General features: G+C 65.0%; 10 protein-coding genes, 1 tRNA gene and 1 pseudogene. 2 read left to right on the forward strand and 10 right to left on the reverse strand.

Annotation, left to right across the window (positions count from 1 at the left end; genetic code table 11):
- Window positions 1-104: 104 nt before the first annotated feature.
- The 3 genes from HN018_RS11385 to HN018_RS11395 form a co-directional block, all read right to left on the reverse strand.
- Window positions 105-2,747, reverse strand: a complete 2,643-nt coding sequence (locus HN018_RS11385; protein WP_171835504.1) for a M1 family metallopeptidase — start codon at window positions 2,745-2,747, stop codon at window positions 105-107.
- A 316-nt stretch (window positions 2,748-3,063) separates the two neighbouring features.
- Window positions 3,064-4,020: an acetamidase/formamidase family protein gene (locus HN018_RS11390; protein ID WP_171835505.1), complete on the reverse strand. Its 957-nt coding sequence runs from the start codon at window positions 4,018-4,020 to the stop codon at window positions 3,064-3,066.
- The gene (locus tag HN018_RS11395) at window positions 4,017-5,396 is read right to left on the reverse strand and encodes an FAD-binding oxidoreductase (RefSeq protein ID WP_171835506.1); all 1,380 of its coding nucleotides are present in this window, start codon (window positions 5,394-5,396) and stop codon (window positions 4,017-4,019) included. The genes HN018_RS11390 and HN018_RS11395 overlap by 4 nt, the downstream gene beginning before the upstream one ends.
- A gap of 1,108 nt (window positions 5,397-6,504) precedes the next feature.
- On the opposite strand from HN018_RS11395, the gene HN018_RS11400 reads away from it, so the two are divergent.
- Window positions 6,505-7,611: an AI-2E family transporter gene (locus tag HN018_RS11400; RefSeq protein ID WP_171835507.1), complete on the forward strand. Its 1,107-nt coding sequence runs from the start codon at window positions 6,505-6,507 to the stop codon at window positions 7,609-7,611.
- 75 nt (window positions 7,612-7,686) lie between these two features.
- On the opposite strand, the gene HN018_RS11405 is transcribed toward HN018_RS11400, so the two are convergent.
- From HN018_RS11405 to HN018_RS11435, 7 genes and pseudogenes are all read right to left on the reverse strand, one after another.
- A tRNA-Pro gene (locus HN018_RS11405) sits at window positions 7,687-7,763 on the reverse strand.
- 355 nt (window positions 7,764-8,118) lie between these two features.
- Window positions 8,119-8,349: pseudogene (locus HN018_RS29720) on the reverse strand (MerR family transcriptional regulator); the annotation flags it as partial.
- 122 nt (window positions 8,350-8,471) lie between these two features.
- Window positions 8,472-8,786, reverse strand: a complete 315-nt coding sequence (locus HN018_RS11415) for an integration host factor subunit alpha (protein WP_171835509.1) — start codon at window positions 8,784-8,786, stop codon at window positions 8,472-8,474.
- 97 nt (window positions 8,787-8,883) lie between these two features.
- Window positions 8,884-9,846, reverse strand: coding sequence for a beta-ketoacyl-ACP synthase III (locus HN018_RS11420; RefSeq protein ID WP_171835510.1), 963 nt, complete (start codon window positions 9,844-9,846; stop codon window positions 8,884-8,886).
- A gap of 63 nt (window positions 9,847-9,909) precedes the next feature.
- On the reverse strand, window positions 9,910-11,016 hold the full coding sequence (gene plsX, locus HN018_RS11425; RefSeq protein ID WP_239478606.1) for a phosphate acyltransferase PlsX: 1,107 nt from the start codon (window positions 11,014-11,016) through the stop codon (window positions 9,910-9,912).
- A gap of 130 nt (window positions 11,017-11,146) precedes the next feature.
- Entirely contained in the window at window positions 11,147-11,350 is a 204-nt protein-coding gene (rpmF, locus tag HN018_RS11430) for a 50S ribosomal protein L32 (RefSeq protein WP_171835512.1), read from the reverse strand.
- A gap of 169 nt (window positions 11,351-11,519) precedes the next feature.
- Window positions 11,520-12,185 (reverse strand): DUF177 domain-containing protein, encoded by a 666-nt coding sequence (locus HN018_RS11435; protein WP_171835513.1) that lies wholly within the window; start codon window positions 12,183-12,185, stop codon window positions 11,520-11,522.
- 158 nt (window positions 12,186-12,343) lie between these two features.
- Here HN018_RS11435 and HN018_RS11440 point away from each other — a divergent pair, with 158 nt between their 5' ends.
- Complete coding sequence (locus HN018_RS11440) at window positions 12,344-12,907, forward strand: outer membrane protein assembly factor BamE (RefSeq protein ID WP_171835514.1); 564 nt, start codon at window positions 12,344-12,346, stop codon at window positions 12,905-12,907.
- The last annotated feature ends 14 nt before the right edge of the window (window positions 12,908-12,921 follow it).

Here is a 12,921-nt window from a genome sequence, read left to right on the forward strand (position 1 = left end):
CATGGCGGGTCAGGCGACCATAACCGGCTGGCCGCCCAAGATCCGAAACTCCGCCCCAATCCGCGTCCGGACGAGGAGAACTGCCGGTCTAAGGCCCGGCCTGCTTATCCCCGGCCGTTGCGTTGTACAGCCAGCCAGGCGCTGATCGCGGGCTGCGTGCGATCGCGCAGCACGATATCACCGGCGATCGCGTCGGACGCTTTCGCAGCCTCGATTTTCGCGCCGCTGGACGCGCTGCTGGCGGGATCGGCCAGCAATGCCCGGGCGACCGCCGGGTTTGTGGTGGAGCGGGAAGCAGCCGGCAGCAACTGGGTCTGCGGCCCGGGCGCCAGGCGTGCGCGGATCGGCGCCTGGTTCGGCAGCACCGCCGCCCACACCGCGTCCGGATTGTCGCTGTCCGTCGCAACGAGCCCGATCGCCTGCACGACGCGTCCGTTCGGGATCACGCCCGAGTAGGCGAGGCGCACCGTGTTCGCGATCCGGGCCGGATCCCGCGAACCGGCGAGTGCCGTGAAGTAGCGGATCTTCTCTTCGGTATCCGGTGCCGAGCGGAGCCGGTGCTCCAGGATTTTCGTGGTGGCATCGTCGGCATGCATTCCGACCAGCAGCATGACCGGGTCGAGCAGGCTCGGCGGCAGCGAGGACGCATCCTTGAGGTAAGCGCTGAAACGATGCTGTGCTTCCATGACGACCGCCGGATCGTCGAGCCGCCCGAGGGCGGCGATCAGGGTGGGGCGAAGCAGCGTGTCGAGGAAGCTTTCGCCTGCACGCGGCTCCCAGCCGAGCCGGGCAAATTGCGGCGCGAGCAGGCTGCGGGCGAACGCGCGGAAGGTGGGCCGCGACGGGCTGCCGCGCATCAGCACATCGAGACGCTGCAGATGCGCGATCGTGTCCTGCCAGACGGCGACGCTCTGGTCCTTGCCGTCGGACAGGGTCGCGGCAATGTCGAGATACGCGGCGAGCGGGCTGGTGCCGGTCTCGAACAACGCGAACTGGTCGCCCAGCAGGTTGACCCGGTCGGTGGCAGACAAGGTGGGAAACGCACCCTTCAAAGCCGACAACGACGCATCGTCGTAATGGGTGCGGTAGTAACCCGCTTCGCCAAGGTTGGCTTTCAGCGCCGCGCCGCAGCCGGCGAAATGCAACGTGACCGGAGCGGTGGTCAGCAGCACCGTCTGCGTGACAACGCCCGGTCCGCCCACAGTGACCGGGATCTGCCAGGTAAGCGGTTTGGGATCGGGATCGTGGATGGTGAAGCGCGACTGGCTCAGCGTGAGCGTGGTCGCGCCGCCGGTGCAACTCCGGGCAACACTGACCAGGGGAATGCCCGGCTGTTCCGTAAAGCTGGTCGCGACCGGCGCCACGTCCTTGTGCGAGACCTGGGACAGGGCGGCCCAGAGATCGGCGCTCGTGGTATTTCCATAGGCGTGCGCCTTCATATATACGCGCATGCCGTCGCGGAAAACGTCCGGGCCGAGCCAGTCCTCGACCATCCGGATGACCTGCTCGCCCTTCTGGTAGCTGATCAGGTCGAAGGCGGCGTTGGCGGCGCTGACATCGGCAATCGTCTGCTGGATCGGGTGGGTGGTCGGCAGTGCGTCCACCGCCATCGCCAGTTCCCGGTCGGCGTGCGCGCGCGGCCACATCTGCCAGGTCGGATTGAAATGGTCGGTGGCCTTGGTTTCCATCCAGGTGGCGAAACCTTCATTCAGCCAGATGTTGTCCCACCAGCCCATGGTGACGAGGTCACCCGACCACTGGTGCGCCATCTCGTGCGCGACATCGAGATAGATAGTTTCGCGCGTACGCGGCCCGCTGGTTTTCGCATCGAACAGCAAGGCGTTGTCGATGAAGGTGATATCGCCCCAGTTCTCCATAGCGCCGGCTTCGTAATTACCGGGAATGGCGACCAGATCAAGCTTAGGCAGCGGGTAGGGCACGCCGAAATACTCGTTGTAGAACGGCAGGATCTCGGTCGCGGCGTGCAGTGCGTAGGCGCCGTTGGCCTGCTCGCCGGTCGGGGCATAGGCGTTGATCGGGATGCCGCCGCCGGTGCCGTGCAGAGCCGACATGTCGCCCGCCACCAGCGCCAGCAGATAGGTCGACATGCGTGGCGTGGCTGCAAACACCACACGCTTGGCATTCGCGCCGGCCGGGGTGGTGGACACGACCGGCATGTTGCCGACGGGCACATAATCCTTCGGCAGGGTGACGCCGAGCCGGAATGTCGCCTTGAACGCAGGCTCGTCCCAGCCAGGGAACATGCGTCTTGCGTCGGCGACTTCGAACTGCGTCACCAGCATGCGTTTCCTGGCACCGGACCGGCTGCGATAATCGTCGTAATAGATGCCGTTCGGCGTGGCCGGAATGGGACCGCGGTAATCGATGACCAGCGTGTGAGGGCCGTCCGCGATCGGATGACGCAGTCGCAGCGTCGCGGTCTCGGCCTTGTCGTCCTGCGTGATCGTGGCGGCGACTCCGTCGATTGTCGCGCGCACGAGCTTTAGTCCGGCCTGGTTGAGGGTGATGCTGCCGCCCGCGCCGGCGGCGACGACCGCGATGCTCTCATGCCCGGTCAGCGCCAGCTTCGTCATGTCGGTGACGATGTCGATGGTGTAGGCGGAGGGCACCACCGTCTTCGGCAGTTGCCCCGGCGCGCGGGCGAAATCGAACGGCGCCTCGGCTACAGCTGGCCGGCAATTCCCAACCAAGGTAAGCGCGGTCGCGAGAAGCAAGGCATGACGCATGGACAAGATCCGCAGCAAGGGCGCGGCGTCAGCCACGATCGCACATAGTATGTAATGATGTTTGGGATGCCGCCAGATGTGGCTGATCGAAACGTCGCCCGCGTGATCTGTTTGACCGGACCTCCGACGGTGTCACCTCGATCCGGATAGCCTGCCCGGCACCAATCGTGACGGCAAGGTATAGGTGCTCCTGCAAACGCGCTGGCCAGCATATTAATGCAGAGGACGATGGGGGACGCTCGATCCGTGATTGCGCATCGTGACGCCGCCCCCACGCCCTCGTGATCAGTCTCCTGCCGCCGGTTAGGCGATAATGCTAGAACAGCAATCCCTTGCGCAGCATCCCGTGTATTCCCTTTTCACCGTTTACCGTCTGCGTGACCCGGAAATCCACGGCCAGCGAACAGGTCTGGTACGCCTGCTCCCGCGACAGGCTCGTACGCACGCAGATAAACGCGATCATCTCGCGCAGGGCTTGCTTCATCGCCTGGTCCAGATCCTCGTTCATGCCCATGCTGATCCAGTGCGTCGGCGTTTCCGCACGCGGATAGCGCAGCAGCGGCGCCGCGGCACCACCGCCCTTGTGCAGCACCAAAGTAAACTGCCCATTCAGCGACATCTCGAGCGCATTGACGCACACCTCGCCGTCGCCCTGCAGCCCGTGACCGTCGCCGGCACAGAAATTCGCCCCCTCGACCAGCACCGGCAGGTAAAGCGTTGTGCCTGCAACCAACTCCTTGTTGTCGAGGTTGCCGCCGAACTCGCGCGGCTCCTTGCTGGACAGCCGGCCGTAGCCGGCGGGCGGCGCCACGCCCATGATCCCGAAGAACGGCGACAAGGCGAGCTCAGGTCCCCATGGCAAACGGCATGTGCGGCGCTCGCGATCGACCGGGATATGGCTGATGAACCGGCTCGGGAAATCCTCCGGAATGGTCCCGGAAAGAGGACGGAAACCGCAATATCCCCAGTCCGACCCTGGTTCGACCGCCTCGATCCTGATTTCCAGCATGTCGCCCGGCATCGCACCGCGCACCGCCACCGGTCCGGTGATCATGTGCGTGCCCAGGCGGGCGAGCCCGGCTTCGTGGATTGCCTGCAACGCCGGTGCGATCGGAAACCTGTCCATATCGAGCGGCATCACCTCCAACCCACCCGACAGGCACTGCATCGTGACAGTATCGCCGGATTCTATCGTCAACACCGGCGCGATGGCCGCGTCGAAGATACCGAACTGGATCGTCTGCGGGTTTGCCGCAACATGATGTATGGTCATTCCGCATTCTCCGCCGGCGCACGTACAGGGACAAAGTCCCGCATCTTGCCGGGATTCAGAATACCAAGCGGATCCACCTCGTGCTTGAACCCCATTTGATTAACCGGCAGCCGCTTGTGTCCACTGCCATTCTCGATCGTATAGACATGCGGGTTTGAGATCGACACGCCGTTCTGCTCATGGATGCTGATGATCTCGGCGAGACGGTCCTCGGTGGTGAACCGCACTATCTGCAAACCTGCGCAGGTCAGTGCACCGCCAACCCGCAGGAATTCCAGGTGCATCGGCAACTCGTCGCCGAACAAGGTCCGCATCCGTTCTACCAGAGCGAGCGGATCCGCAGCCGGGAACAGGCTCCGTAGATACGTCACCGTCCGATCCTGCGTCAGCATCTGCAGCGTCGTGTGGTTCCAGGTAAATTCGTAGAGCGGCACCGATCCCGATGTGATCTCCGATTTCAGGGTATCCGCATCCAGCACGATCTGGCCGCCATGCGCACTGACCAGTTCCGCCAACGTGGTCATCCCGGACGGCGCCACCATCAGCAGCGCCAGGCTTTCGCCAACTGCCACCAGTTCTCGAAGTACCTCAAGGGATGGCACGATGGTGCTGTCGATCGTGGTGACGAGCTTGAGGTCGATACCCGGACAGGCTGCCAGCACCAGGCAGAAACGGGCTGCCTGCATGAAATCCGGAAACGCCACGACGATATCCCGCCACTGCATCGCCGGCGCCAGGGGCAATTCCAGCTCGGTGACGATTCCTGTGGTGCCGTAGGCATGGTTTATGAGATCGGTTTCGCTGCCCCGCAGTTCCAGCACCCGTGGCGGCGCTTCCGCAGTAACGACTTGCGCCGCAATCACGTTGCCCGCGTCGCGTAATCCGCCCCATGTGATCGAGCCGATCCCATCTGACCCGCCCGCCACGAACCCGCCGATCGTCGCGGTCCGCTTGGTCGACGGAAACATGCGTAACTCCCAGCCACGTTCGCGTAGGATTTTGTCCAGGTCGATCAACTTCGCGCCCGCCTCGACCCGCATCATGCCATCCCGCACCCACACGATCCGGTCAAGACGGGAGAGATCGAGCACTGCACCGCCTCGCAGGGGGACCGCCTGCCCATGATTTCCGGTACCGCCTCCGCGCGGCGTGACGTTGATGCCGCACCGCCACGCGGCCGCCATTGTATGCGTGACCTCGTCGCGCGTACGCGGGCAGACCACCAATTCGGCGGTCATGTCGTTCAACTGACGTTTCAGTACGGGACTGAACCAGAAAAAGTCCTGGCTCCGCTGCTTGACGAGGGCCGGGTCGAGCAGCACCGGAATATCTCCCAACGCTTCGACAAAGGCGGCGAGCGCGTCTGGATCGGTCATGGGGGGTCCCGGGAAGATGTAACCGACGCGTTGCAACAGCCATGCCATCGCCACCGCGAAAGCCCCGACCTTAACCGCCGCCGGCATCTGGCCAGTTACTGGAACAACCTGGGTGCCTGCCGACCGATTGGTTCCAGCCGCCCGCGACGCCAACCGGCGGACGGCACGACGGCGATATCAATCTCGTGCGCCTGCGTGACACTCGGTTGGCTCGGGCCCGTGTATGTAACGCAGACCTTTGGCGGGGCATGTGAATGTAGCAGCTCGTTGCCGCGGTCACGCGCCCAGAGCCCTGTCTGGTCAGGAACGGTGCGAATGGCCGTTACCCTCCAGCCGATACCCATCCGCCGAGCCGAACGCTGTCGGCACCCCTGCGCGGATTGAATGTCCCGATCAGGGCGTTGCCGGCGTTGGATGGGCCAGAGGATCGGACCGCTCCTGCATCGCCGCCTTCAGGAGCGCGTGCACCACGTTCGGGCTGTTCTGTTCCCAGCCATCATCATCGTCGTCCTGCGACGCCTACGCTGCCCGTATCCCATAGGATAAGTCGCGCCTTGAACGGCTCGGACGCCTTCAGGACCACGTGGCGACGTTACGATCCAGGAAGATCGGCCGCAGATTGGCGTCACAGAGCGCAGCCTGACCCGAGGTCAGACCCTAAGAGCACCGCCGCTTGGTCCAGCCCCTTGCGCAGCCGTGCCTGGGCAATCGCGATGCGGGCCAGATCTTTCAAGCCCCCATGCGCCATTACCCCGATCGGGCGCCGACCCGTTGGTCGGGAAGCGTATCGTTCCACCGTCAGCTGCTACCCCGCCGGTGTGAGAGCGACCATCCTCACCAAGGCAGCATTCGACTGGCCAATCGCACGGACCCTGCCCCGGACATGCGCGTCCCGCCGTGCATGACCCGCAACCGAGCCGATCATGGCCACCAGGCCGGCAGCCAAGGTATGTGACGCCACCGAGAAATCCGGGGCCGTTGCCGAGCCGGACCGTATCAGGCCATTGCTGCCCCACATGGAGCATGCGCAAATCCCCGCGCCCTGCTCGGGCGTTAGATGTATCCCGACATCCGGATTTCCGGAGTCTCGGCCAGGAGATGCTGCTCGATGCCCGAGGCAATCAGCCAGGACGCGCCACTGGATTGCCAGGATGTGCGGCGTACCCGGTCCCAGCAGATCGCCCGCGGCGTGCTCGGTGGGGTCCTGGTGCTGCTGGGCATCTTCACCCTGCACGATTTCCTGCCGGCCCTGGTCTGGGCGGTCATATTCGCCATCGCATCCTGGCCGCTCTACCGCCGCGCGACGCGTCGCTGGCCGCCCGGCCGGCACAACCTGGCACTGCCGTTGCTGTTCACCGCGGGTATCGCCCTGGTGTTCCTGGTGCCGCTTTCGCTGATCGCATTCGAGGCTGCCAATGAGGCGCAAGGCGTCCTCGTCTGGATGGAGCATGCCCGTCACACGGGCGTGCCGGTTCCTGCCTGGGTGCATCGGCTACCCGCCGGATCGGCAGCTGCCTCCACATGGTGGACCCAGCATCTGAGCAATCCGGACGATGCGACCGACCTGTTCGCGAACATTAGATCGGGCCGTGGCCTGCGCATGACCCGCCAGCTTGGCAGCCAGGTGGCCCACCGCAGCACGCTGTTTGCCTTCAGCATCATCACGCTGTTCTTCCTGTTTCGCGAGGGCGCGACAGTTACCGCGCAGATGCTGACCGTCAGCCGCCGGGCATTCGGCACACGCGGGGAGCGGATCGGTCGCCAGATGGTCGCCTCGGTGCACGGCACGGTCGACGGGCTGGTGCTGGTCGGCCTTGGCGAGGGCGTGATCCTTGGTATTGCCTACGCGATCGCCGGCGCACCCCACCCGACCCTGTTCGGCGTAGTCACGGCGGTGGCGGCGATGATCCCGTTCTGCGCCGTGATCGCGATCGGACTGGCATCCCTGCTGGTGCTCGCCCAGGGCTCGACGATCGCCGGTATCATCCTGTTCGTGTTCGGCATGATCGTAGTGTTCTGCTCGGACCATTTCATCCGCCCGATCCTGATCGGCGGCGCCACCAAGCTGCCATTCCTATGGGTGCTTCTAGGAATTCTGGGCGGTGTCGAAGTCTGGGGATTGCTGGGTCTGTTCCTGGGACCGGCCATCATGGCCGCCCTGATCCTGCTCTGGCGCGAGTGGACCGACCCGACCGAAGACGCTCTCGACACGTAATGAACACGATCGGCATCGTTCCGCACAGGTCTGAAAAGACCGTGTGCCATATCGTCAGATTGTATCGGGGCGTTTTGGTCGGGCAGGCGGGATTCGAACCCACGACCCCCAGTCCCCCAGACTGATGCGCTACCAGGCTGCGCTACTGCCCGTTACCATTCGGGTGCCTTTCGGCAGCCGGGGTGTAGCAGGACCCTAGGCGAGCCGCAATGGACACCACGCCAGTCCTGAAAGTTAGGACGGCAGGCTCCGCCGTAGATCGACGAGGCCGCCGAGCACGAGGTCGAGCACCTCCTGCAGCCGCCGGATCTCGGCCTTCAAGGCATCCACTTCCGCATAGACGGCAAGCGGCGGAGCCAGCGGGATCCATGGCTCGGCAGCATCCGATATTGTGTCGTCCTCCTGTGTCGCGAGGTCGACGGACTCATGAGGATGCGCGGTCAGTTCGTGGTCGTCGCCACGGTCGGCGACGTCCGGAGGCGGCAGTTCGCCCGACAACGTGCCGTCGCCTTCACGGAGCAGGCGCTGCACCCCCTTGATGGTGTAGCCCTGGATGTAGAGCAGATCAGAAATCCGCCGCAGAAGGCCAATATCGTCAGGCCGGTAATAGCGCCGGCCACCGCCTCGCTTGAGCGGCTTGACCTGCGGAAACCTGGTCTCCCAGAACCGTAGAACATGCTGGGGAATATGAAGATCGTCCGCCACCTCGCTGATGGTGCGAAATGCCGACGGGCTTTTCTTCAGACGCGCGGCACGATCCTGGCCGACATCACGGGCGTCGCCGTCATCGCGATCGAAGTCAAGATCGAGTGCCGGATCCGCCTCGGAACCTGCCCCTGGCGTCCAATCTCCGGGTCGGGTCATGCTGCATCATCCTCGCCGGTCGGTTCCTGACCGTTGACCCGGGCCTTCAACACTTGGCTCGGACGGAACACCAGCACCGAACGAGGCAGGATCGGCACCTCCAGCCCGGTTTTCGGATTTCGGCCGACCCGACGACCCTTCTGCCTGACCGAAAACGTACCGAACCCGCTGATCTTGACCGGGCTGCCCGCCTGCAACGTGGCTGCGACCGATTCCAGGACCGCCTCCAGCAAAGACGCGGATTCATTCCGGGACAGACCGACCTGGGTGTAGATGTGCTCTGCCAGGCTGGCTCTTGTCACAGTGCTCATGAAATAGACCGTAGGCATGGTGCCAAGTGCCGTCAAACCAACGTTCTAGCTCTTGACGATGATCGGATACGGCAACGCGCGGGGTGTCTCCCGAACGCTACATTCGCAGCAGCGCCGACCCCCAGGTCAGACCGCCGCCGAGCGCTTCCATCAGCACCAGGTCGCCCGGCTTGATCCGCCCGTCTCCGACCGCCTCGGCAAAAGCCAGCGGGATCGAGGCGGCGGAGGTGTTGGCATGGCGATCGACCGTCACCACTACCCGTTCCGGCGGCAGTCCGAGTTTCTTGCCCATGGCGTCGATGATGCGCTTGTTGGCCTGATGCGGCACCAGCCAGTCGATGTCGGCATAGGACAGCCCGTTCGCAGCCAGCGCCTCATCGACCGCACCCGCCAGCTTCGAGACCGCATGGCGGAATATCTCGCGCCCGTTCATCCGCAGGAAACCGGAACATTCCCGGCGCCCGACGGCGCCATCGACATACAGAAGGTCGCCGGTGCTGCCATCCGAGTGCAAGTGAGTAGACAGGAGGCCGGGACCATCGACCGCGCCCGCCTGCATGACGACCGCGCCGGCGCCGTCCCCGAACAGCACGCAGGTGCTGCGATCGCTCCAGTCGACGATGCGCGAGTACACTTCGCTGCCGATCACCAGCACCGTCCTGACCTGCCCGGTCCGGATCAACGCATCGGCCACCGAGAGCGCGTAGATGAAGCCGCTGCAGGCCGCCGCCAGATCAAAGGCAAAACCGTGCGAGATACCCAGGGCGGCCTGCACCCGGACCGCGGTCGCCGGAAACGCCTGATCCGGGGTGCTGGTGGCGAGCAGGATCGCATCGACCACGCCGGCCTCGATGCCGGCATGAGCAAGCGCGCCGCGGGCCGCTTCCGTTGCCATGAACGCCGCGGTCTCATGAGGTGCTGCAAGATGCCGCTGCACGATGCCGGTGCGCTCGCGGATCCAGGCGTCCGACGTGTCGACGCGCTTTTCCAGATCGGCGTTGGTGACCACCTGTTCCGGAAGATAGGTGCCGACGCCGATAAGCTTGGAACGAGACGACATGCGGGTCCGTGATCAGTTTCGCGTACGATGTTCCCGGCGGGCAACGACCGCCCGGTAGTTCGATCAGCCGGTGGTCGCCAGGCGATTAGTTGTCCTGTCGGCCGCGTCGCCGGGCACAGCCGGATTGGTGTCCGGTGCTGCCGCAACCGGTCGCGTCGATGCCAGCGCGTTGCCCAGCTGTGCCACGCCGATGCGGATCCGCTCGTTGAAGTTATGGGTTACCATGTCCATTGCGACATCGACCGCGTGGGCAAACCCCTCCGCGTCCGTGCCACCATGCGACTTCACCACCACGCCGTTCAAGCCGACCAGCACGGCGCCATTGTAGCGGCGTGGATCGAGCCACTCGCGCATCCGGTCCAGGCCTGGACGCGCCAGGACGTAGCCCAGCCGCGACATCACGTTGGCGTTGAACACCTGCTTCATGAGGCTGCCGGCAAGCTTAAGCGCGCCCTCGCCGGTCTTGAGTGCCACGTTGCCGGTGAACCCGTCGGTCACCACCACATCGGTCGTCCCGGCCGTGATGTCATGGCCTTCGACGAAGCCGTGGAACTGGCTTGCCAGTGCGCTGGCACGTAGCACGTCCGCCGCCTGCCTGATCCGGTCGTCGCCCTTCATCTGCTCGGAGCCGACATTCAGCAGGCCTATGGTCGGCGCCGGCAATCCGAGCACGACGCGCGCAAACGCCTCGCCCATGACCGCGAACTCGACCAGGTTGCGACTGTCGCAGGCAACGTTCGCCCCCAGGTCGAGCATGACGACATCGCCGCAGGCCGAGGGGCTGATCGCCGCAAGGGCCGGCCGATCTATCCCGGGCATGGTCTTGATAACGATCTTGGCGAGAGCCAGCAGTGCACCGGAGTTTCCCGCCGAAACCACGCCTTGCGCCTCGTGACGCGCAACCGCATCCATGGCCAGCCGCATCGAGGAATCGCGCTGGCGAAGGGCAGCAGTGCCCTTCATCTCGTTGGTGATCGCGGTTGGGGCGTGCCGGATCGTGCAGATCGAACGCGCCGCCTTCGACCTGGCCAGCAACGGCGCCAGCCTGGCCTCATCACCGATCAGAAGAATCCGCGCTGCGGGATGGCGTTCAGCCGCGATCGCCAGCCCGTCGACTACGATACCGGGCGCACCGTCGCCGCCCATGGCATCGACCGCTAGCGAATACATCGCTGCATCCGACACACCGGTCGCCGAGTCCGCTCCGGAAGGACCTGCGCTAGCCGCGAGATCGCGCTCACTCATCGACGCCAACCGAACGGCGTATCCGAACGAACGCTCATCGCGACAAAGCCTCCGGTCAGACCCGGACTGCGGCCTTCAGGGCCTTGCCGGCCTGGGCGACTTCACGTCCATCATAATGACCGCACTGGCCACAGACATGATGCGGACGCTTCAGCTCACCGCAGTTCGAGCACTCGTTGTGCGCCTCGACGGGCAGGGCCTGGTGGCTCCGACGCATACCGGCACGCGAAGGCGAGGTCTTTCTTTTAGGAACAGCCATGGGCCTGAGCCCCTCCAGTTTCGATACACGACAGGCGGATACAGCCCGCGAGACGATTCACCCGGAAAGGCGAATGCCAAAGCGGGTGCGCGTCAGATGAGCGGCGGCGTCTACCAGACGTGTCTACAGTTCGCAAGCAAACCCTTGCCGAAAGCCCGGCCCGGCATGGTCAATCCGGTTCCCGACGCAGGCGGGCCAGGGCGGCGAACGGGTGCGGCCGTGCCGTTTCCTCACCGGCATCCTCGTTAGTGGCCTCGGTGTCGGCATCCTCGGCCCAGTGATCGGCGCCGTCCGCGCTCGGCGGGTCGCCGCGAATCACGCCGGGCGGACGCTCAGCACCCGGCTTTCGGGGATAGGGGTCGAGCACCAGCGCCAGCTGCTCGATCGCGGCTTCGCCGACGTCGATCGTGGTTCCGTCATAGGGGACATCGTCGTCAGCATCGAGGTCGAGCTCGACATCGGCCTGTTCGTCGCTCGTTTCGACCGGCACGAACCGCACCGTGAACTGCTCGGCCACCACCACCGGAAACTCCTCCAGCGTCACCACGCAGGTGCGGGTCAGCCTTGCGGCCAGCAGGCCATCCGCCGTCACCCGGCCCTTCTTGTCGGCTTCCGACAACCTGAACCGGCAGGTGAAGCTCTCGATGGCCGGTTCGTTCAGCCGACGCGCGATCGCGACGCGCTCGGAGGCGTCGGCCTCGACCACCATCTCGAGCGCCACGTCGTCGGCGCCGCTGGCCTGTGCGCCGCCGGCAAGCGTGCGGCTCGCGGTGGAGCCCTTGATCCCGAGGCTGCGCACGGTGATGCGCCGCGACAGTTCCGATCTGGAACTCATGGCTTCTGCTTCCTCTGTGGTGCCGCTCGGATGCGGGAATGATTGACACCGGTTGATCGATCGGGCACCGGACGCTGATGCTCGGGTGAACATTCGACTAGAGCATGTCGGCGCGACCGAGCAACGGCCGCGATCAACGAGAAGGTAGTCGCCAGGTCATGCGGTCCGTCGCCAAAGCCAGCGCCCGTCTTCCCCTCGCCCGCTTCGCCGGTGCCTTCCTGCTGCTCGCCCCGGTCGGCCTGACCGGCTGCAGCATCTTTACGCCGATCCCGACCCCCCGCGGCCAGATGGTCGAGAAGCAGGATTACGATACGCTGGTTCCCGGAACCACGACACGCGCCGACGTAACCGCGCTGCTGGGGTCTCCGACGTCGCGCGCCACGTTCGACGACAACACGTGGTTCTATATCGGCGAGGTCACCGCACCGGTGCCCCTGTCCCGTCCGAGGGTCAACCAGCAGCAGGTGCTGGTGCTGAATTTCGACCAGGGCGGCGTGCTGCGTCAGCTTCGACGCCTCGATAAGAGCCAGGCCCATAACGTCGCGATGGTTGGCCGGGTGACCCCGTCGCCGGGTAGCGATGCGTCGTTCATGCAGCAGCTGATCGGGAATGTCGGGCGCTACAACCCGATGGGTCTCGGTGGCGATACGCTCGGAGGCTCGTCGGGCCTCGGCAGCAACAACGGCTACGGCCATGGCGGCGCCGGCAACACCCTTCCGTAACCAGGGTCCGGCCG

This window comes from Lichenicola cladoniae, from assembly GCF_013201075.1.
In the GTDB taxonomy this organism is placed as follows: domain Bacteria; phylum Pseudomonadota; class Alphaproteobacteria; order Acetobacterales; family Acetobacteraceae; genus Lichenicola; species Lichenicola cladoniae.

Excerpts from the sequence above, each read along its gene's own strand:
- HN018_RS11385 (WP_171835504.1), bottom strand. The coding sequence starts at position 2,747 with ATGCGTCATGCCTTGCTTCTCGCGACCGCGCTTACCTTGGTTGGGAAT.
- HN018_RS11390 (WP_171835505.1), bottom strand. The coding sequence starts at position 4,020 with ATGACCATACATCATGTTGCGGCAAACCCGCAGACGATCCAGTTCGGT.
- HN018_RS11395 (WP_171835506.1), bottom strand. The coding sequence starts at position 5,396 with ATGACCGATCCAGACGCGCTCGCCGCCTTTGTCGAAGCGTTGGGAGAT.
- HN018_RS11400 (WP_171835507.1), top strand. The coding sequence starts at position 6,505 with ATGCCCGAGGCAATCAGCCAGGACGCGCCACTGGATTGCCAGGATGTG.
- HN018_RS11415 (WP_171835509.1), bottom strand. The coding sequence starts at position 8,786 with ATGAGCACTGTGACAAGAGCCAGCCTGGCAGAGCACATCTACACCCAG.
- HN018_RS11420 (WP_171835510.1), bottom strand. The coding sequence starts at position 9,846 with ATGTCGTCTCGTTCCAAGCTTATCGGCGTCGGCACCTATCTTCCGGAA.
- plsX (WP_239478606.1), bottom strand. The coding sequence starts at position 11,016 with ATGTATTCGCTAGCGGTCGATGCCATGGGCGGCGACGGTGCGCCCGGT.
- rpmF (WP_171835512.1), bottom strand. The coding sequence starts at position 11,350 with ATGGCTGTTCCTAAAAGAAAGACCTCGCCTTCGCGTGCCGGTATGCGT.
- HN018_RS11435 (WP_171835513.1), bottom strand. The coding sequence starts at position 12,185 with ATGAGTTCCAGATCGGAACTGTCGCGGCGCATCACCGTGCGCAGCCTC.
- HN018_RS11440 (WP_171835514.1), top strand. The coding sequence starts at position 12,344 with ATGCGGTCCGTCGCCAAAGCCAGCGCCCGTCTTCCCCTCGCCCGCTTC.